Origin of the sequence: Bacteroides sp. NGMCC 1.200775, from assembly GCF_040798045.1 — a bacterium.
Lineage (GTDB): Bacteria > Bacteroidota > Bacteroidia > Bacteroidales > Bacteroidaceae > Bacteroides > Bacteroides hominis.
On record NZ_JASCQK010000011.1, the window covers coordinates 1 to 22755 of the forward strand.

The 22755-nt window shown below is 46.8% G+C and carries 13 protein-coding genes; 8 read left to right on the forward strand and 5 right to left on the reverse strand.

Annotation, left to right across the window (positions count from 1 at the left end; genetic code table 11):
• The first annotated feature begins 230 nt into the window (after positions 1-230).
• The 8 genes from QK890_RS19440 to QK890_RS19475 all read left to right on the forward strand — a co-directional run bounded on the left by QK890_RS19440 (position 231) and on the right by QK890_RS19475 (position 16478).
• Positions 231-3386 (forward strand): TonB-dependent receptor, encoded by a 3156-nt coding sequence (locus QK890_RS19440; RefSeq protein ID WP_032540211.1) that lies wholly within the window; start codon positions 231-233, stop codon positions 3384-3386.
• A gap of 13 nt (positions 3387-3399) precedes the next feature.
• Positions 3400-5088, forward strand: a complete 1689-nt coding sequence (locus tag QK890_RS19445; RefSeq protein ID WP_250712256.1) for a RagB/SusD family nutrient uptake outer membrane protein — start codon at positions 3400-3402, stop codon at positions 5086-5088.
• 79 nt (positions 5089-5167) lie between these two features.
• Positions 5168-7048, forward strand: a complete 1881-nt coding sequence (locus QK890_RS19450; RefSeq protein WP_032540212.1) for an alpha-L-fucosidase — start codon at positions 5168-5170, stop codon at positions 7046-7048.
• 192 nt (positions 7049-7240) lie between these two features.
• Positions 7241-8452, forward strand: a complete 1212-nt coding sequence (locus QK890_RS19455; RefSeq protein WP_032540213.1) for a 6-bladed beta-propeller — start codon at positions 7241-7243, stop codon at positions 8450-8452.
• 150 nt (positions 8453-8602) lie between these two features.
• Positions 8603-9475: an electron transfer flavoprotein subunit beta/FixA family protein gene (locus QK890_RS19460; protein ID WP_005807781.1), complete on the forward strand. Its 873-nt coding sequence runs from the start codon at positions 8603-8605 to the stop codon at positions 9473-9475.
• A 15-nt stretch (positions 9476-9490) separates the two neighbouring features.
• A complete protein-coding gene (locus QK890_RS19465) occupies positions 9491-10510 on the forward strand; it encodes an electron transfer flavoprotein subunit alpha/FixB family protein (RefSeq protein ID WP_005780766.1) in 1020 nt (339 codons plus the stop codon).
• A gap of 3 nt (positions 10511-10513) precedes the next feature.
• Positions 10514-12217 (forward strand): acyl-CoA dehydrogenase family protein, encoded by a 1704-nt coding sequence (locus QK890_RS19470; RefSeq protein ID WP_005780768.1) that lies wholly within the window; start codon positions 10514-10516, stop codon positions 12215-12217.
• 235 nt (positions 12218-12452) lie between these two features.
• The gene (locus QK890_RS19475; protein ID WP_220575800.1) at positions 12453-16478 is read left to right on the forward strand and encodes a glycoside hydrolase family 2 TIM barrel-domain containing protein; all 4026 of its coding nucleotides are present in this window, start codon (positions 12453-12455) and stop codon (positions 16476-16478) included.
• 146 nt (positions 16479-16624) lie between these two features.
• Here the strand turns inward: QK890_RS19475 and QK890_RS19480 are convergent, their stop codons facing one another.
• The 5 genes from QK890_RS19480 to QK890_RS19500 all read right to left on the reverse strand — a co-directional run bounded on the left by QK890_RS19480 (position 16625) and on the right by QK890_RS19500 (position 22653).
• Positions 16625-16936, reverse strand: coding sequence for a chaperone modulator CbpM (locus tag QK890_RS19480; RefSeq protein WP_005780772.1), 312 nt, complete (start codon positions 16934-16936; stop codon positions 16625-16627).
• Between the two features lie 15 nt (positions 16937-16951).
• Positions 16952-17893, reverse strand: a complete 942-nt coding sequence (locus QK890_RS19485; RefSeq protein WP_005807793.1) for a DnaJ C-terminal domain-containing protein — start codon at positions 17891-17893, stop codon at positions 16952-16954.
• Positions 17894-17966: 73 nt separating this feature from the next.
• Entirely contained in the window at positions 17967-19604 is a 1638-nt protein-coding gene (locus QK890_RS19490; protein WP_032529981.1) for an ATP-binding protein, read from the reverse strand.
• Positions 19605-19745: 141 nt separating this feature from the next.
• Complete coding sequence (locus QK890_RS19495; RefSeq protein WP_032529982.1) at positions 19746-21446, reverse strand: phosphoethanolamine transferase; 1701 nt, start codon at positions 21444-21446, stop codon at positions 19746-19748.
• Positions 21433-22653: a BamA/TamA family outer membrane protein gene (locus tag QK890_RS19500; RefSeq protein ID WP_217737784.1), complete on the reverse strand. Its 1221-nt coding sequence runs from the start codon at positions 22651-22653 to the stop codon at positions 21433-21435. Before QK890_RS19500 ends, QK890_RS19495 begins: the two co-directional genes overlap by 14 nt.
• Positions 22654-22755 lie beyond the last annotated feature (102 nt).

Genomic DNA, 22755 nt, shown 5'->3' on the forward strand with positions numbered 1-22755 from the left:
TAGAACAACAGGCCATTTCAATCTTTTATTTCCCGTCTACAAAACTATTCACAATAAAAGCAGAGCTGTACATAAATGCGCATACCCTGTGATAATAAACGCCTTACAGTACACCAAGTTCTGTTAGAACTAATCCTATTTTAAAGAAAAAGGAAAGGCAGATGAATGGAGAAAGTGAAATGTAAAAGAACCGAACAAAACCTTTATTATTAATCTAAAACAAAATTGTTATGTTAAAAATCACTAGACAAGTTACTCTGCTCTTGCTCGCCGGTGCACTAAGCTTCCCAGCTTATTCGTATGCAACGCAAGCCACAGAAGCATTGGTTCCTGAAGTTACTCAAGAAAAAGTAACAGGAACGGTTGAAGATGCGATGGGCCCGGTTATTGGTGCCAGTGTCATGATAAAAGGCACGACTAACGGCGTCATCACAAATTTAGAAGGTAAATTCTCGTTGGATGGCGTGAAAAAAGGAGATATTATTGTAATATCTTACATCGGATATGTCACACAGGAAATTCCTTATACCGGAAAGCCCATTCAAGTGAAGCTTGCTGAAGACAGCAAGGCATTGGAAGAGGTGGTAGTCGTTGGTTATGCCACCGTGAAAAAAGCCAACCTGACCGGAGCCGTATCAGCTGTGGACAGTAAGGTGCTGGAAGACCGCCCGATTGTCAATCTCGGACAAGGTTTGCAAGGTGCTATCCCCAACTTAAACGTAACCACCAGTGGTCGTCCGGGCGAAGGTTCAAGTTTCAATATCCGTGGTACCACTGCCATGAGTGGAAGTTCACCGCTGGTATTGGTCGATGGCGTGGAAATGGACCCGAACCTCATTAACCCGCAAGACGTGCAAAGTGTCTCCGTACTGAAGGATGCCGCCTCCGCATCTATCTATGGTGCACGTGCGGCTTATGGCGTTGTATTGATCACAACCAAAGGAGGACGCAAGGACCAGCCGACACAAGTATCATTCGATGCTTCGGTTTCTTTCAACGGACCTACTACGCGCCCCACCTATATGAACTCCATGCAATATGCTACCTGGATGAACACCGCACAGCAAAACACAGTGGGACGAGACTATTTCGATGCTGAATGGATGCAACACATTGAAGCTTACTATAAAGATCCGGCAAACAACTCTCCGGTATTTATCCACTCAGATCCGAGTATCAGTAAAAACGGCACCAAATACACGTATGCCGGTAACACCAACTGGATGAAAGAGATGTATAAGAAGAATTATCCTGTCCAGAAGTACAATGTCAATATCAGTGGCGGCGGTAAGAAGGCTACCTATTACACTTCTTTAGGATATACCGACCAGGGATCTCTAATTCGTTTCGGTAACGAACAGTTCAAGAAGTTCAATGTGATGAACAACATCAACTATGACATAAACGAATGGTTGCACCTCTCCATGAAAACAAGCTTCAACCGCACCAAGCTGAGAGGATTGAATCAGGATAACGTGCATGGCGATAATTTTATGGGAGGTGATACGCGTCCTATCATGCCGGTGAAACACCCGGACGGAAATTGGGCCGGACAGGGCGACTTTACCAACTTCCCTGCCATTCTTGAAGACGGCGGTAACCGGCAAACCAACAAAAATGACCTTTGGAACACGATCACGATGAAGCTGACTCCTATTAAAGGTATGAGCATCAACATGGACTATACGTTCAATTACTATAGTGAGAATAATAAGGTACACATGAAGTCATTCGACGAATATGGAGCCAACGGACAATTCCTGCAAACTTTTGCATGGACCAATCCGAACTCTGTGTCCCAGTCACAAGCCAACGATACCTACAATGCTTTCAACTTTTTCGGCGATTATGAAAAGACGTTGGGCAAACATTACCTGAAGGGAATGATCGGTTACAATCAGGAAAGCAAGCACACCACCGGATTCAATGCCGGACGCGAACAACTGATCTCAAATGACTTGGGTTCATTGAGCTATGCCACAGGCGACCGTTTGGTAGGCAGCTATGACAACTCCTGGGCTACCCGAAGCGGCTTCTTCCGCCTCAACTATGGATATGACGACCGTTATTTACTTGAAGTAAACGGCCGTTACGACCTCTCTTCCAAATTCCCCAAACACGACCGTGCCGTGTTCAATCCTTCTTTCTCGGCAGCCTGGAGGCTATCCAATGAAAGCTGGTTCAAGAACTGGACAAACAGTTTCTTTGACGAATTGAAAATCAGAGGTTCTTATGGTAGCTTAGGCAATCAGGCACTCGACAATGGATGGTATGCTTATCTCTCTAATTACAGTACCGGACAGACCAGTTGGATTATGGGCAGCAACCAACCGCAGTATGTGGTTCCGGGTGGACTTGTCAGCTCGTCCATCACTTGGGAGACCGTAACACAATGGGACCTGGGACTTGACTTCAACTTCCTGAACAACCGGTTGAAAGGTGCTTTCGACTATTATCAGAGACGTACATCGGATATTCTTGCCGCAGGTAAAATCCTGCCGGGTATCCTGGGTGCCAACGAACCTCAGGAAAATGCAGCCGAATCATTGACGAAAGGTTGGGAATTTGAGATCAGCTGGAACGACCAGTTGGCAAGCGGGTTCCACTACACAGTCGGATTCAATCTGTCCGACTATCAATCGGAAGTTACCAAGTTCGATAATAAGTCAAAAGAACTGGGCAACTGGTATGTGGGACAGAAACAAGGAGAAATCTGGGGTTATGAAACCTATGGCTTATTCCAGTCCGAACAAGAAATAGCCGGAGCCGCCAATCAGGATAAAGTATCAGGAGGTATCAAACTGATGCCGGGTGACATCCGTTTTGTAGACCGCAACAACGATGGCGTTATTGACTGGGGTGACAACACTGTTGATAATCCGGGCGATATGAAAATTATCGGTAACAGCACTCCGCGTTATCATTACGGCATCAATCTGGGAGCCGATTGGAAAGGCTTCGACTTGGGTATCTTCTTCCAGGGTGTGGGCAAACGTGACCTCTATCTGCCGGGCACTTCATTCCGCAGCCATTACGGAAGCGAATGGCAGGTACCTTCAGCCTACAACAACGATTACTGGACTGAAGAGAACACCGGAGCCTACTTCCCACGCGCTCGCTTCAATGGTGGTTCGGCCATCAATCAGGCTCAGACACGCTATCTGGTTGACGCTTCTTACTGTCGTCTGAAATCGCTCAGCATTGGTTATACATTACCTAAAGTATTGACCAAGAAAGCTTCGATCGAAAAGATACGTATCTACTTTACCGGTGAAAACCTTTTCACTATTTCAGACACTCCCGACGGACTCGATCCGGAATTGGATAACCCATACAAATATCCGATGCAAAGATCATTATCTGTTGGTTTAAATCTCACATTCTAATACAAAGCATCTTATGAAAATCAAATATTTATTCTATATCGGAGTGGCAACACTCGCCCTATCGGGCTGTAACGACGGTTTCCTGGAAAGAGCCCCGGAAGCAATCAATGACAAAACCTTCTGGAATACCACAGGAGATTTGGAAACATATGCCAATCAATTCTATAGTTACCTCCCCGGAGGTGTAACCTCAATAGCAGACGGTGAGAGCGATAATCAAGTACCTAACAGCATCCCCCAGTTCTTCTGGAATCAGTTGAGCACCCCCGCAGAGGCAGCAAGCTGGTGTAACTGGAGCAAAGGCGGATGGCAGCCGATCCGGCTGGTAAACTACTTCCTGACCCACTATCAGACGGTAAGCGGCAAGGAGTCGGAAATCAACCAATATGTAGCAGAAGTCCGCTTCTTCAAAGCGATGCAATATGCCGGATTGATGAGAACGTTCGGCGATATCCCCTGGCTGGATAAAGACCTGGGCACGGGTGATACGGATATTCTTTACGGACCGAAACTGAAACGGTATGAAGTGATGGATAAAATCATTGAAGAATTTGATTTTGCCATCCAATGGTTACCCGAGAAACCGGCTACCGGACGCATCGGAAAAGATGTAGCACGCCAGTTGAAAGCCAGGACTTGTCTGCACGAAGGTACATATTATAAATATCACACCGAATTGGGATGGGCAGACAAAGCAGACCGTCTGCTGAAAATGGCAGCCGACGAAACAGATGCAATCATGGCAACCGGCAAATACGAGATCTATAACACCGGACATCCGGAAAAAGACTATTACGACGTATTTGTAATGGAAGACAAAACAAACCTGAAAGAGGCTATCTTACCGGTGATCTATCTGGATGGCAAAAGAAAACACGGTATGAGCCGTACGTTGTCCGAAGCCAATACCGGCTTTTCAAAAGACTTTGTAGAAAGTTATCTGTGTCTCAACGGTAAACCCATTACAGGAAACGACCAATATAAAGGGGATGACAATATGAAAAATGAAACTACCGACCGCGACCCACGCCTGAAGCAGACCATCCTGACCTGGGACTTCCCTACACGGGTGACTGTGGCCACCAACGACAGTACGTATGTTGAAAAGGAAGAAGATTTCATTTCGCAATACTGCCTGACCGGATATAAGTCCATCAAATACCTTATTCCGACAGATAAAGCCTTTGAGGCAAACAACAATGCTTATGACGGCATCGCCTATCGTTATGCAGAAACCTTGTTGATCAACGCAGAGGCTAAAGCCGAACTGGGTACGATTACACAAGCGGACTTGAACAAGACCATCAATGTATTGCGCGACCGTGCAGGTATGCCTCACCTGACTATGGAAGTAGGTTTCACCGATCCGAACTGGCCCGCCTGGGGATACAGCCTTAGCCCGCTATTACAGGAAATCCGCCGCGAACGCCGCATTGAGTTGGCTGGTGAAGGATTCCGCTGGGACGACCTGGCCCGTTGGAAAGCCGGAAAAATATGTGATAATGTGAAGACATACGTCGGAAAACGTGAACCTTATAAGGAAGGCAAGTACGCAGTCGTATATCCTGCCTATACCAATGCCGACTACTCTTATGAAGCAGGCAAAAGCCGCACCTGGAATGACAGGCTTTACCTGAGGCCGATACCGACCGGGGAACTTCAGAGAAACGAGAACCTTCTCCCGCAAAATCCGGGATGGTAATAATTGCTTTTTAGTTAATCCCCGGAACGAGTTTCCGGGGATTTTTTTATCTTTGCATCATTAACCCTTTTAACATATCATGAAAATAAACAAACTACTGTATGCCGGAGCTGCCCTGACCCTACTTGGCGCTTGTGCTCCTGCTGTGAAAGCTCCCGAAGCTATCTTACCTGTTCCCGAAGAAAAACAAGTGGAATGGCAGAAAATGGAAACATATGCTTTCGTTCACTTCGGTCTGAACACTTTCAACGACCGTGAATGGGGATACGGAGATTCGGACCCGAAAACGTTCAACCCATCCAAGCTGGACTGCGAACAATGGGTGAAAACCTTTGTAGAATCGGGTATGAAAGGAGTAATCCTTACCGCCAAACACCATGATGGCTTTTGCTTGTGGCCTACCGAACTGACAGAATATTGTATCCGTAACTCTCCTTACAAGGACGGTAAAGGAGATATTGTAGGTGAACTGGCAGCCGCCTGTAAGAAATACGGCATTAAATTCGCTGTTTATCTCTCTCCCTGGGACAGACACCAGGCTAACTACGGTACACCGGAATATGTAGATTATTTCCATAAACAACTGACTGAGCTGATGACCAATTATGGCGAAGTATTCGAGGTTTGGTTTGACGGTGCCAACGGCGGTGACGGATGGTATGGCGGAGCCAAAGACAGCCGTACCATCGACCGCAAGACTTACTACAACTATCCACGTATCTATGAAATACTGGATAAACTCCAACCACAGGCCATTGTTTTCTCCGACGGAGGTCCCGGTTGCCGTTGGGTAGGTAACGAGAACGGATTTGCCGGAGCTACCAACTGGTCGTTCCTGCGTGCGGGCGAAGTGTATCCGGGCTATCCGAAATATCGCGAACTGCAATACGGACACGCTGACGGTAACCAATGGGTACCGGCAGAATGTGATGTCTCTATCCGTCCGGGGTGGTTCTATCATCCGGAAGAAGACAACCGAGTAAAAACCGTAGACCAATTAACAGACCTTTATTACCGGAGTGTGGGACACAACGCGACCCTCTTGCTTAACTTCCCGGTTGACCGCGACGGGCTGATCCATCCGATCGACTCGGCCAACGCAGTAAACTTCCACAAGAATGTACAGAAACAATTGGCACACAACCTGCTCGCAGGTATCCAACCGAAAGTATCGGATGAACGTGGAGGAAAATTCTCAGCCAAAGCCGCAACAGATGAAAGTTGGGATACTTACTGGGCTACCAACGACGATGTGACTGCCGCAGATATTGAGTTCGACTTCCCCAAAACGGAGAAGGTCAACCGTATGATGATCCAGGAATATATTCCGTTGGGACAACGTGTCAAATCATTCGTAGTGGAATATGATAAAGATGGAAAATGGCTGCCGGTGAAACTGAATGAAGAGACTACGACCGTGGGCTACAAACGCTTGTTGCGCTTTGAAACCATTTCGACCGACAAACTCCGCATACGCTTCACGGATGCACGCGCCTGCCTTTGCATCAACAACATAGAGGCTTATTATGCAGGTGAGACACCCGACACATTCACCGTAGAAGCCAAAGAATTAAAAAGTTATCCATTTACACTCGTAGGAGTATCCGAAGAGGAGACTAAGAAATGTATGGATAAAGACAAGAGCACCACTGCTTTTGTTGAAGGGGACGCACTGGTGATCGATCTGGGAGAAGAACGCACAATTACCTCTTTCCATTATCTGCCGGATCAAAGCGAATATAACAAAGGATTAATCTCCTCTTATGAACTATCTGTAGGTACCGAAGCAAATGCGGTAAACCAGATAGTAGCTAAAGGGGAATTTTCAAACATCAAAAACAATCCGATTCTACAGTCTGTCTACTTCACTCCGGTGAAAGCACGATACCTTTCTCTGAAACCTACCAAAATGGTAACAGAAGGAGAAACTATGGGATTTGCAGAAATAGGAATCCAATAACAACAGTACTCCGGAGGTATGTCAGAAGTAATTATAAATCTGAGGCATACCTCCATTATTCAACCCTTTTTCCCTTTTTATATATTCCTTATAAGAAGGATAGCACTGAAGGATAACATAGTTTAACTACCAGGTTTGATTTAAGTTACGAATATTACGTAGTTTTATGCCATTTACTAAAAAGCATAGACTATGAGAACGAACACAACCCTTTTCAGCTTACTCCTTTCCTCCGGTTTACTCTTCTTGGGATGTACCAATAAACCCTCTTCGTCACAAGAACCAATTTCCGAAACAACATTTCCCGTCACTCTCCCTTTTGAAACCGGAATCGGGACGGAACAAACAGTTACCTTGAGCCAGATAGCCCGGGAAGTGAAAATCATCCCTTTGGAAACCACCGACCAATGTTTACTGCCGGCCATCATAAAAAACAGCATTACACTCTGCGGACATAACTTATACATCCCTACGCAAAAACAGGTCTTTCAGTTCACGGACGAAGGTAAATTTGTCCGGACAGTTGCCCGGATGGGACAAGGCCCCGGAGAATATACCGGTATTCGTTTTATATCAACAGACGATGTTTCCAAACAAGTATTCCTGATGGACCATGGAAAACTACTGGCATATTCCGGCAACGGAGAGTTCATGAATGAATGTAAGTTTCCATTTGCCTGGCAATTTTCGGCACTGAACGACAGCACTTTTGCGTCCTACATTTACAACAATACGGGAAACAGGCTTTTCAGATTATTAATAATCGACTCTAAAGGCGATACACTGACTTCATTTCCCCAATACGACCGTTTCACCATTCCCAGCGGACTAAACCTCTATTTATGGGGAAAATGCGACAAATATTTATACCAGTTCCAGAATCAGGTTTGCATGAAAGAATACTATAATGACACAGTATTTACCGTCCGTCCGGATACACTCCTGCCCCGCTATATCCTACAACTTGGAAAATATAAATTGCCCAAAGAGAAACGCTTCGAAGTTCTCGACGGCAACTGGAACGTTTATGAAACAACGGCTTCCAACTATCTCCGTCCGGATATATTGGAAACGCCCGGATACCTGTTCATCCCTTATACTTCATGGAACGTAACGGACAAGTCGGAAGCTCCCCGCCTGGCTATGTACGACAAACAGAAAGGACAGCTATTCGGTGTAAAAGACGGAATGATACAGAACGATATGTATGGCAAAGTCCCTTTCTACCCGGCAATGCGTGTGGCAGATGATGTTTTATTGTATTATTGGGAAGCAAGTGACATACTGGAGTTGGCAGAAGAAGATCCGGAACTGAAAAACATCCCCGAATTAAAAGATCTGAAAGCCGACGATAACCCGGTATTCATGATCGTAAGAACCAAACAAGTTGCTCAGAATCTTTAAACTTGTGCATTTTTCAGACAGATTTCTTGTCAGAACCAAGCGTTTGCTTAAATTTGCAGGCTGATAGTTAACCGGATAGTGAATAGCAAGAACCTTACTACTGACTACTGGCTGCTAACTTGTAGAAATACTAATACTAAAATTAATAACATGAGTTTGAAAATTGTTGTATTGGCAAAACAAGTTCCCGACACACGCAACGTTGGGAAAGATGCCATGAAAGCCGACGGAACCATTAACCGTGCGGCACTCCCTGCCATCTTCAACCCCGAAGACCTGAACGCTCTTGAACAGGCTCTCCGACTGAAAGATGCCCACCCAGGCTCTACCGTTACCATCCTGACCATGGGACCGGGACGTGCAGCCGACATTATTCGTGAAGGACTTTTCCGTGGTGCCGACAATGGTTATCTGCTGACAGACCGTGCTTTTGCCGGTGCTGATACGCTGGCTACTTCGTACGCTCTGGCAACAGCCATCAAAAAAATAGGCGAATATGACATCATCATCGGTGGTCGTCAGGCTATCGATGGAGATACGGCGCAGGTAGGACCGCAGGTTGCAGAAAAGTTAGGACTGACTCAGATTACGTATGCGGAAGAAATCCTGAAAGTAGGTGACGGAAGCATTACCGTGAAGCGTCACATTGACGGTGGTGTGGAAACCGTAGAAGGCCCGCTGCCCATCGTCATCACTGTCAACGGAAGTGCAGCTCCCTGCCGCCCGCGCAATGCAAAGCTGGTTCAGAAGTACAAACACGCCAAAACCGTTACCGAGAAGCAACAGGGCAACCTGGACTATACCGACCTTTACGACACCCGCGACTACCTGAACCTGGTGGAATGGAGTGTAGCAGACGTAAACGGTGATCTGAAACAATGCGGCCTCAGCGGTTCGCCGACAAAGGTAAAAGCTATCCAGAACATCGTGTTCCAGGCGAAAGAGAGTAAAACCATCAGCGGCAGCGACCGTGAAGTGGAAGAACTGATTGTTGAACTGTTGGAGAACCACACTATAGGGTAAGAGGAGAGAAAAGATATGAATAACTTATTTGTATATTGCGAAATAGAAGACGGCATCGTCGCAGACGTAAGCCTCGAACTTCTGACAAAAGGACGCTCGTTGGCCAATCAGTTAAACTGCCAGCTTGAAGCAGTTGTTGCCGGAACCGGTCTCAAAGATATTGAAAAACAGATTCTCCCGTACGGAGTAGACAAACTCCATGTATTCGATGGTGAAGGACTCTATCCTTATACTTCACTTCCCCACACTTCAATCCTCGTGAATCTGTTCAAAGAAGAACAGCCGCAAATCTGCCTGATGGGTGCAACCGTGATCGGTCGTGACCTCGGCCCGCGTGTATCGTCAGCTCTGACCAGCGGATTGACAGCGGACTGTACCTCACTGGAAATCGGTGATCACGAGGATAAGAAAGAAGGTAAGGTTTACAAAAACCTGCTTTACCAGATTCGTCCGGCATTCGGAGGTAACATCGTTGCTACCATCGTCAATCCCGAACACCGCCCCCAAATGGCAACCGTTCGCGAAGGTGTGATGAAAAAAGCCATTCTGTCAGCCGACTACAAAGGTGAAATCATTAAGCATGATGTGAAGAAATACGTAGCCGACACCGATTACGTAGTAAAAGTCATCGAACGCCACGTAGAAAAAGCCAAGAACAACCTGAAAGGTTCTCCGATCATCATTGCCGGCGGTTACGGTGTAGGTTCGAAAGAAAACTTCAACTTGCTGTTCGATCTCGCAAAGGTGTTAAACGCAGAAGTAGGCGCCAGCCGTGCCGCTGTAGATGCAGGCTTCGTTGACCACGACCGTCAGATCGGCCAGACCGGTGTTACAGTACGTCCGAAACTCTATATTGCCTGCGGTATCTCCGGACAAATTCAGCACATTGCCGGTATGCAGGAAAGCGGTATCATCATCTCCATCAACAACGATCCGTCAGCTCCGATCAATACGATTGCAGACTATGTGATCAACGGAACAATCGAAGAAGTTGTACCGAAGATGATTAAGTATTATAAACAAAACAGTAAGTAAGAAATGGCTAACTTTTATTTAGATACTCCGGAACTCAAGCATCACTTGAACCATCCGTTAATGAAGAGAATTGTTGAGCTGAAAGAGCGCAACTATGCTGATAAAGATAAATTCGACTATGCTCCGGTAGACTTCGAAGATGCAATGGACAGCTACGATAAAGTACTGGAAATTGTAGGGGAAATCTGTGGTGACATCATCGCTCCCAATGCAGAAGGCGTCGATCACGAAGGTCCGGTTTGTGCCGACAACCGCGTAACTTATGCCAGCGGAACTGCCCAGAACCTGGATGCCTGCCGTAAAGCCGGGCTGATGGGTATGGCTATGCCCCGCCGCTTTGGAGGTCTGAACTTCCCAATCACTCCATACATCATGGCTGCCGATATCGTGAGCCGCAGTGATGCAGGTTTCGAGAACCTCTGGGGACTACAGGACTGTGCCGAAACCATCTACGAGTTTGCCAACGAAGAACAGAAGCAGCGCTACATCACCCGTGTATGCCAAGGTGAGACCATGTCAATGGACCTGACCGAACCGGATGCAGGTTCCGACCTACAATCTGTCATGCTGAAAGCCACTTACAGTGAAAAAGACCAATGCTGGTATCTGAACGGCGTGAAACGCTTTATCACAAACGGTGATGCCGATATTCATCTCGTATTGGCACGTTCGGAAGAAGGAACACACGACGGACGCGGTCTGTCTATGTTCATCTACGACAAGCGCAATGGCGGAGTTAACGTACGCCGCATCGAGAACAAAATGGGTATCAAAGGCTCCCCTACTTGCGAGCTGGTATATAAAAATGCCAAAGCCGAACTTTGCGGTGACCGTAAACTGGGTCTTATCAAATACGTAATGGCGTTGATGAACGGTGCCCGCCTGGGTATTGCCGCACAATCGGTAGGTTTGTCACAGGCAGCTTACAATGAAGCCCTGGCTTATGCCAAAGACCGTAAACAGTTTGGCAAAGCAATCATCGAATTCCCTGCCGTAGCCGAGATACTTTCTTTGATGAAAGCTAAACTGGATGCTTCCCGTTCACTGCTGTACGAGACAGCTCGTTTTGTAGACATTTACAAAGCACTGGACGACATTGCCAAGGAGCGCAAACTGACTCCGGAAGAACGTGCCGAACAGAAAACATTCGCCAAACTGGCTGACGCCTTTACTCCGCTGGGCAAGGGCATGGGCAGTGAATTTGCCAACCAGAACGCTTACGATTGCATTCAGATTCACGGTGGTTCGGGCTTTATGAAAGATTACGCCTGCGAACGCATCTATCGTGACTCACGCATCACTTCCATCTACGAAGGTACCACCCAGTTGCAGGTTGTGGCTGCTATCCGTTACGTAACGACGGGTGCTTATCTGGCACGTATCCAAGAATACGAGAACATGCCGGTAGCTCCAGAACTGGAAGGCTTGCAGAACCGCCTGAAAAGTATGGCAAGCAAATATGCAGCCTGCGTGACTCAAATCACAGAAGCAAAAGACCAGGAACTGCTCGACTTCTGCGCACGCCGTCTGGTAGAAATGGCTGCCCACATCATCATGGGTCACCTGATGGTTCAAGATGCTTCGAAGAGCGATCTGTTCTCCGAATCGGCTCAGGTATACGTACGTTATGCTGAGGCTGAAGTAGAAAAACATATCAACTTTATTCGCAAATTCGATAAAGACGATCTGGCTTACTACAGAAAGTAAAGAGTTTACTTCAAGACTAAAAAAAGGGATTCGGACAACCGAATCCCTTTTCTTTTTCTACTACCGGAGAGAGGCGAGTTATTTTTATCTCCCGAAAATACCCAATTAATGTCAAATGATTTGGCTATGTGACTGGTTTTTACGAATATTGCAACAAAATTAGAGAGATACCGGATTACGGATCAATATAACACGAAAAAACTTCAGTAAATAATCTATTAAAAGAAAAACAATTATGCGGAAAATCACGTTAGGTCTGATACTATGCAGCATGGTTACGCTTTGCTTTGCCGGTCAAAGACCTTTAGAGGGATTTAAGTATGCCTCGGAAAAAGCCCCGGTGGGCAACGAATGGGAATCACCGGAAAACTTAGCACTCAACAAAGAACAACCGCGCGCCTGGTTCTTTTCCTTCCAGGATGTGGAAAGCGCACGAAAGGTGTTGCCTGAGAACAGTAAATACTGGTTGTCACTGAATGGTGACTGGAAATTCAATTGGGCACCCGATCCGGACTCCCGCCCTAAAGATTTTTATCAAACAACCTTCGATGTTTCAGGATGGGACAATATCCCTGTTCCTTCAAGCTGGAATATTTATGGCATCCAGAAGGACGGAAGCCTGAAATACGGAGTACCCATCTACGTGAACCAACCTGTAATTTTCATGCACAAAGTGAAAGTAGACGACTGGCGCGGAGGTGTGATGCGTACCCCTCCGACCAATTGGACTACTTATAAAGACCGTAACGAAGTGGGTTCGTTCCGTCGCGACTTCGACATCCCGCAGGACTGGGACGGTCGTGAAGTATTTATCAGCTTCGACGGCGTGGACTCTTTCTTCTACCTCTGGATCAATGGACAGTATGTAGGTTTCTCCAAGAACTCACGCAACACAGCCAACTTCAACATCACTCCTTACCTGCAAAAAGGAAAGAACACCGTTGCTGCCGAAGTATACCGCAGCTCGGACGGCTCATTCCTTGAAGCACAGGATATGTTCCGCCTGCCGGGTATCTTCCGTACCGTAGCCCTCTATTCTACTCCGAAAGTACAGGTACGCGACCTTGTTGTAATCCCCGATCTGGACGAGACATACACCAATGGTTCATTGGCTATCAGCGCTGACATCCGTAACTATGGCAAGAAAGCTGCCAAAGGATACCAGATGGCTTATACACTTTATGCAAACAAACTGTATTCGGACGAAAATACCCCCGTTGCCAATGCGGTTGCCAATGCTACTGTGGACCTGGTGAACCCGAACGAAACCGCAGAGGCTGAAAAAGCGATATTGAACGTGCAGTCACCCAACAAGTGGTCGGCTGAGTTCCCTTACCTCTATACACTCGTTGCTGAATTGAAAGACAAGAAAGGCAAAACAATAGAAACCGTTTCAACTACTGTAGGTTTCCGTAAAGTGGAAATCAAAGACACCCCTGCTTCTGCAGACGAATTCGGACTGGCAGGCCGTTACTATTATGTAAATGGCAAGACCGTGAAACTGAAAGGTGTCAACCGCCACGAATCAAATCCTGCCGTAGGTCATGCCATCACTCGCGAAATGATGGAGAAAGAGGTAATGCTGATGAAACGTGCCAACATCAATCACGTACGTAACTCTCACTATCCGGACGATCCGTACTGGTACCATCTGTGCAACAAATACGGACTCTATCTGGAAGATGAAGCCAACATCGAGTCTCACGAGTACTATTATGGAGCCGCTTCACTGTCTCATCCGGTGGAATGGAAAAACGCCCACGTAGCCCGTGTGATGGAAATGGTTCATGCCAACGTAAACAATCCTTCGATTGTCATCTGGTCATTGGGTAACGAAGCCGGACCGGGAAAGAACTTCGTAGCAGCCTATGATGCACTGAAAGCATTCGACTTGTCACGCCCTGTTCAGTACGAACGTAACAACGACATCGTCGACATGGGTTCCAACCAGTATCCTTCCATCGGCTGGATGCGTGGTGCCGTGAAAGGTAATTATGATATCAAATATCCGTTCCATGTTTCGGAATATGCTCACTCTATGGGTAACGCCTGCGGTAACCTGGTGGACTATTGGGAAGCTATCGAGTCGACTAACTTCTTCTGTGGTGGAGCTATCTGGGACTGGGTAGACCAATCGATGTACAATTACGATAAGAAAACCGGAGAGCGCTATCTGGCTTACGGTGGTGACTTCGGTGATACTCCGAATGACGGACAGTTCGTTATGAACGGTATCGTATTCGGTGACCTGGAACCGAAACCACAATATTATGAAGTGAAGAAAGTGTACCAACACATCGGCGTACAACCAATCGATGTAGAAAAAGGACAGTTCGAAGTATTCAACAAGTATTACTTCAAAAACCTTTCGGACTATGAAGTTAAATGGTCACTTTACGAAAACGGTAAGGAAGCACAATCGGGCATATTGTCTATGGGTGAAGTGGCTCCGCGTACCCGTACGCAGATCACGGTTCCTTATCAGTTCAGTAAACTGAAAGCCGATTCGGAATATTTCGTGAAGATTCAGTTCCTGCTGAAAGACAGCATGCCTTGGGCTGACAAGAACTTTGCGCAGGCAGAAGAACAGATACTCGTTAAGGAAGCTACTGCACGTCCTGCCATCAACACTGTAGCATCCGGAAGCGACAAACCGGAAATAATTAGGATTAAAGCGAGCGATATCATTACCATTAAAGGCAATGGCTACACAGCTCAATTCGACATCAAAACAGGTACTATCTACAGCCTGACATACGGAAACGAAAAAGTAATTACTGACGGTAACGGTCCGAAACTGGATGCGCTCCGCGCGTTCACGAACAATGATAACTGGTTCTACTCTCAGTGGTTCGACAACGGACTGCACAACCTGAAGCACTCAGCTACCGGCTTCGATATGACTACCAAAGAAGATGGCACAGTCGTATTGTCATTCACAGTAAAATCCCAAGCTCCAAACGCAGCTAAGATTTTGGGTGGAACGAGCTCCGGCAAGAACAAAATTGAAGAACTGACGGACAAGAAGTTCGGCAGCAATGACTTCAAGTTCACCACCAATCAGGTATGGACTGTCTATAAAGACGGCTCCATCGAACTGGAAGCAAGTATCACATCCAATCAGCCGAGCCTCGTATTGCCTCGTCTGGGATATATGATACGCGTGCCTCAGCAATATGATAACTTCACTTACTACGGACGCGGACCTATTGACAACTATGCCGACCGCAAGGTAGGACAGTTCATCGAGCAACATAAGAACACGGTTGCCGGAGAATTCGTCAACTTCCCCAAACCACAGGATATGGGTAACCACGAAGATGTACGCTGGTGTGCATTGACCAACAACGCAGGCAACGGTGCTGTGTTTGTAGCTACCGACCGCTTGTCGGCTTCGGCTCTGCCCTACTCCGCACTCGACCTGATCCTGGCTTCACATCCGTATCAGTTGCCGAAAGCCGGTGATACTTATCTTCATCTGGATGCAGCCGTAACCGGCCTGGGTGGCAACAGTTGCGGCCAAGGTGGCCCGCTGGAACAAGACCGTGTCTTCGCCAGCCATCACAACACAGGTTTCATCATCCGCCCTGCGGGTAAAGACCTGACTGCAACAGCCAATGTAGCCCCTGCCGGAGAGGTGCCGTTGTCCATTACCCGCAACCGTGCCGGTGCAGTATCTGTATCATCACAGAAAAAGGATGCGGTTATCCTCTACACAGTAGATAAGAGTAAACCCAAAACTTACACCGAACCGATCGCATTACGCAATGGCGGTACAGTGACTGCCTGGTTCAAAGATGCACCTTTCATCAAAGCAACCATGACATTCGACAAGATCGAAAGCATCCAGACGGAAGTGATCTATGCAAGTAGCGAAGAATCGGATGGAGGCGAAGCCAAGAACCTGACCGACGGTGACCCGAATACCATCTGGCACACCATGTTCTCTGTAACCGTGGCTAAACACCCGCACTGGGTAGACCTGGATGCCGGTGAAGTGAAAACAATTAAAGGTTTCACTTACCTTCCACGTCAGGACAGCAGCAACGGTAATGTGAAAGATTACACCATACACGTAAGCCAGGATGGCAAAGAATGGGGTGAACCAATCCTGAAAGGTACTTTCGCAAGAGACCTGAAAGAGAAGAAAGTAATGTTCGAGAAACCTGTAAAAGCCCGTTACATCCGCTTCACCGCTCTGAGTGAACAACGCGGACAAGACTACGCTTCGGGTGCCGAACTGACGATTCTGGCTGAATAAGAGTACGGCCAAGCATAAAAAAACAGAGCCTTTATCGGGGCGGAACAGACACTCTGTCCACCCTTGATAAAGGCTCTGTTTATATCATATAGAGGCTCTGATAGAAACCGGAAAAGCCTCTTTATCCAACACATGAAATAAACCTTTTACCAGTCCTCCATTACACCTTCCCTCTTAAAGACGATAAGCTGATTCCGGAGAGTACTGATTTCACGTCTCATCAGTTCCATCCTTTCCAGCAAATGATGAATGGCATCGATACCCTCCATATTGATGGACAGGTCGTAATACATACGGCTGTATCGTTCCACATCGGGAAGTTGCGACGCAAGCAGATAGTGCTCGCCGCCCTCGGTGCGTACCTCAATCAAGCCACCCTCTTCTAACAGGTCGATAAATGAAGGCTCAATATGACATTTGTGACAGTATTCACTGACTATTATTAATTCGGTCTGCATAGCGCTCTTTCATTATTAGTTCATACTCTGTTGTAACTCTCTGAACAGTTCTTTCTGCCTATCTGTCAGACTCGTAGGTATCTTGACTGAATAAGTGACAATCAAATCGCCAAACTGTCCTTCTTTCTTATATATGGGGAAACCTTTACCCTTCAGGCGTACTTTCGTACCATTCTGGGTTTCGGGCTTTATCTTCAGTTTCACTTTACCTTCCAGCGTATCAACCACCTTTTCACCACCCAGTACGGCAGTATAGAGATCGACTTCCACATCCACGTACAGATCATCTCCGAGACGCTTGAATACAGGATCTTCGGCTATCCGGAAAGTGATATACAGATCGCCTGCCGGACCACCGTTAATACCTTCACCACCGTATCCTTTCAGTTTAATCACCTGTCCGTCGGCTACACCGGCCGGTATTGTGATACGAACCTGCTTTCCATTCACATTCAACACCTGCTTATGGGTCTGTGCCGCATCGCGAAGAGACAGGTGTAGTTCCGCATTAAAATCTTGTCCGCGGAAACCTGAGCCGCCTCGTCCGCCTCCGCCCCTATGCCCGAACATAGACTCGAAGAAATCCGAGAATCCTCCGGCATCACCACCCGAGAATCCTTCTCCATCGGACGAGTACCAATAGGAACCACCGTCTCCGCCAAAGCCGGAGAAGCCGCCTCCACCCGCACCGGCATGCTGGCGGGCCTTCTTTTGCGCTTCGAATTCGTCCGCATGTTTCCAATGTTCGCCGTATTCGTCGTACTTTTTCCTTTTCTCCGGATCGCTCAATACTTCGTTGGCTTCATTAATCTCCTGAAACTTATCCTTGGCGCTTGGGTCATTCGGATTCAGGTCGGGATGATATTTACGGGCTAATTTGCGGAAAGCCTTCTTGACATCATCCTGAGAAGCATTCTTGTCAACTCCGAGAATCTTGTAATAATCTATATAAGCCATGTTTTTTATATATTTAAACCTCTATATTAAGTGTATACAAACAACACGCCAACCGGAGTTTTAGGTTCAATTTTTAGCACAAATTAATAGGAATATCGAGCGGTATGTCCTCTTGAACAGGAAGACGGAACCAGAAGCAGGCACCCTCTTCTACTGCCGTATCGACCCCGATCGTTCCTCCCAGGCGCTCTATGATCACCCGGCAGATGGCGAGTCCCAGCCCCGTGCCCTTAACGAAGGAGTTCAGTTTGACAAAACGTTCAAAAACTTTTTCAGCTTTATCGGCGGGAATACCGATACCTGTATCTTTCACGAAGAAATAAAGTTCATTCCTCTGTCCGTTCAGCCGGTATCCCAACGTAATGGAACCTTCGGCGGTAAACTTCATTGCGTTATTCATCAGATTGATGATGACCTGCGACAAACGCAAACGATCCGTATTGATCACACAGCAGGGTTCCTTTTCAGTAAACAGAATCTGTACCCCCGGGCGTTGGTTCTTCTGCTGCATTTGCAGGCAGATGTCCTCCATCAGTTCGTTGATATCCGTCAGGGCATAGGAAAAATCCATCGTTCCGGCTTCTATCTTCGACAGGTCGAGAATGTCGTCGATAAGCTGCAACAAAAGTTCGTTATTCGAAGTGACAATCCGGATGTACTCCTCTTTCTCTTCGGCATCATCTGTCTGACAGATCAGGTCGGAGAAACCGATGATGGCATTGAGCGGTGTACGTATTTCATGGCTCATATTGGCGAGGAAGGCCGACTTCAGCCGATTGGACTCCTCTGCTTTCTCCTTGGCCTCTTGAAGCATACGGTCTACTTTCAGTTTCTCGGTGATATCTTCAAAGCGCAGCAATCCACCGATAATTTCACCTCCCGTATCACTATAAACGGGGGTAGCGGTAATTTCAAAGTCTACATGATCCACATGGGTAATATGCCTCACCATTTTGCCGGTACTGATGGCCTCCTGAAAAGCACATCTTTTACACGGTTTGTCCCCTCGCCCCGTTGTCCGGTAGCAAGTAGTGCCGGGAATATAATGACGTCCGACAACCAGATTCTTTATATTACTGGTCTCTTCCCATTGCACCTTATAATTTCGGTCAATATAAATCAGGCCGAAATCGATACTTCTTAAAGCCAGTTTCTGTTTACGAACGGCTCCCTCCAGTTGCTCTTTGGCAGCCAAAAGCTCCCTTTCGTACATCTTAAGCTGAGTGATCTCCCAACGGGCCACCAGTAACCATTTGCCCAGTTTGCCCGAAGATATGATTGATTTCACCACAAGGGTATCATGCACTTTTCCATCGGCAGTCACATACCTCTCTTCCGCTTTATAGGGTTTTCCAGCTTTAACGAGATCTTCATCTATTTTACGGTACTGTTTACCCCGTTCTTCACCAAAAATATCGGCATCTGAAAAGCCGACGGCATCTTTGCGGCTGATGCCCGACTGCAACTCGGCCTCCTTATTCCAGTACGTGTACTTGAATTGTTCCTGAATATCCTTCACCATAATAGGAAACGGAAGATTATCTAATATCTCAAACAGGAAGCGACGATAGTCATCGTCTGCCGAAGCCGATTTACGAAGCCGGAAGTTCTGAAAGAGCAGGAAGCAAACGGTCAGAAACAAAAATACGGATAACACATAAAGCCATAGATTATCGGTTACCCCCATTACCAATAGTAGTTTGGTTGCCATAATTGCATATTGTGATGAATTGACGGTAAATATAGAAATTATTCTCCGACTTTCACCACAATATGAAACAAAAGCACCTGTAGGGAACAAAGTTTCGAGATACTACACTTATATCCCCAAGTCTATAGTTTAAATGCGTTTTCAGCGAATATTCATTTTCCTGAACATCTCAAAGTCCTCCTTACGCAATCCGATATCGTCGTAAGCCCGCGGCTCGTTGTGGTCATTCAGGTAAAAGCGGGGGAACTCCGTATAGGACGGGCTTGCCACGGACAGCGAGTCGTTCACATAGGCAGTAGTCACTCCGGCCAGATCGAGTACCGAATGGAACACTACCCGATTCGAAGCGACAGACTTTTGACGGTTTTGCTGTAAAGCAGCGATATGCTCCGGATATTTCTCCCGGTATGTATCCGAAGTCCAGACAATAAACGGCACGTGCAACTGATAATACGAAGGCACAGGCGACGCATGCAGGAAAAGGTGACGGTCGTCGTCAAAAATATCTTCTCCATGGTCCGAAGTATAGAGCATGGCCGAACCGGCATCCTGTTGCTGCAACAAGCCGATCAGCCTTGCCAGGAAATCGTCGGTATAGCGGATGGAGTTGTCATAGGCATTAATCAGATTGTCCCGATACTTAAATTCGGCATCCGCCGGACTGTCGGGCCGGAAAAACGCAGCCCCGGCAGGATAGCGCTCACGGTAGTTAAAGTGCGAACCATAGGTATGCAACACAATGAATTGTTTGCGGTTCCCTTTGGCAAGTTCCTCTTTCACCAATGCCAGCAGGTTGTCATCCGAAAGATTCTGACCAGCGGTCAGCGAATCTTCTTTGATGAAATCGCAATGATCGGCCTCTTTTCCGAAGAAGTCTATAAAAGAATTATTGTAACGCTGATTGGAGAAAAAAGCCGTCTTGAAACCTGCCTCCCTGAAAGCCGTAATAATACCTTTCTGATGGTAGATAGAGTCGAAATTCTCTGCCGAAACGGCGGACATCAGCATCGGAACGCTCTTATGGGTTGTGTTCGACTGGGTCAGCACATTCGTGAAAGCCGTAAGATTGGGTGTTTCCGACAATTTTGGGTTCGTTTCGCGGTCATAGCCATACAACGACCAGTTGAGAGCACGGGATGTCTCCCCCACAACCAGCACGTATATCTCGCGGTCCTCCGCCGGATGGGTGGCAACAGCATGGAAAGTAAAATCCTTCGAAGTCTCTGCATAGTCAAGGGTCTGCGCGTTGCGCTCTACGGCAAGCACCACGTTGTAGCACACATTGACCGGATATAAATCGGTGGTCATCTCATATTTCTTATCCAGCAAGTAGGCAGCTCCCAACGAAAGAAAGCCAATGGCAAGTACTCCCCACGCACGTTTCCGTTGCCTACGAATAAAGTCGACAGAGAGCCTGCGTTTACGAACTATGGAAATCATACCCAGTATCAGGGCGGGTATATACAGTATCACGATCGTAACGAGGGCCGGCAGCAGATTATCGAGCAACTCCATGGCTTCGGAAGAATTGGTCGTAGCCAGATTGAGGAACATATCCACCGCTATGATGGACTGCCCGAACAGATAGAGCAACACGATCTGAAAGGCCCCGAAGAATACAAAAAGAAACAATATCCAGAGCATCTTTCCGCAATTCCTGGACAGGGTCATAATCAGATAATAACAACCCAAAGGTAACAGAACGTTGGCAACCTTGGCCACAAGCGGTAAAGGTTCCGTGAAACACAGTGCTATGTTGGGCACAATCAGCACAAACAAAAACAGGTAGAACAAGTTCTCCTGATTATCGAACCATTTCTTTATCTTATTAAAAAGCTTCATTGATATTAAATATAAATCCGGTCTGGCCTTTTCCAAACCCTAAATCCAATCGTACATTCACTCTCTTCTTGAACTCCCACCGGTAGCCGAATCCATAATTGGGAAGTATATGTTTCACCTCGAACGAAGAAAAGTCGGGAAAAACATTTCCGGCTCCCACCCAGACAGCTACTCCGTTACGTTTCCATACATGCTGCCGGAGTTCAACCTGCATATCCACCACATTCTTGTCACGGAATCTGCCATCGTAATATCCGCGCATGGAATACGAACTTCCCAATGTTGCCATCAATCCCCAGGGCGGATTGCCGTAAGTCAGCAGCGTATGAAATTGTCCGGCAAGTATTCCACCTTTCCACACCTTACGATAGTAGCTTGTGGTCAGCTCCGTACTGCTGAATGCGTAGTCATTCCCCAGAAACGCAGGACTGAAACGCTGGTCTATGCGCAGATAATACCCCTTATAGGCATTCGTGAGGAAGTCCCGAGAATCATACACAAGGGAAAGCCCTGCACTGACGTTGGTCGTACGGGCGTCCATCCCCTGCCAAAGTTCGGGCTTCTCAAAGTTGCGTCCGTCGATATAATCGAAACTTGCCATAGGTCCCAGATAGAAGTTTTTTGCCAAACGGAACATAAAGTCAACTTTCACCTGTGCCTGGAAGCGCTTGTAACTGCTTTCATTTTCGTCATTCACCGCATTCCGGTATCCTATTCCCCAATACAAACTGGGAAAAGAATAAAAATAAAGGTTATAATTCAGCCTGTATTTATCTTTCGGAAAGATATGATTGCCCCGAACGCCCAGCAGATAGAATCCGACAGTGGACACATCGCCATACAATGATACGGTGGAAAGCGGCAGAAGTGTATCGGCACGGTCGGTACGGTATAATCCGGCAGCCACCAGTCCCAGCCCAAGCTTGGTATCACTGGAATAATGCGGACCGCCGATTACACTGAAATCAAACTTCTTGTTCTTCTTCTCCTTATTGGCATCATTGAAGTAATCAAGGAATTTCTTTAAAAAACTACGCTTCACCGCAGCAGAGTCGGCAACGACAGCAGTAGAGGCGGAATCCTCCGCAACAGGAATATACGTAATCGGTGAGAGACTATCGTTGCAGTTCTCCCCCTGTGCCAAAGATACAGTCCACAGTGCGGAAAAGCATCCAAGTAATAGCCAGTTTTTGTGTTTAGGTTTCATATATTGTTCCCTCTTAAGAAAACTCAATCTACAAAAGTAGTTTTATCATTCCTTGTTACAATCATATTACATTCTCTTTTATCATTTATTGCCTCCATTTAA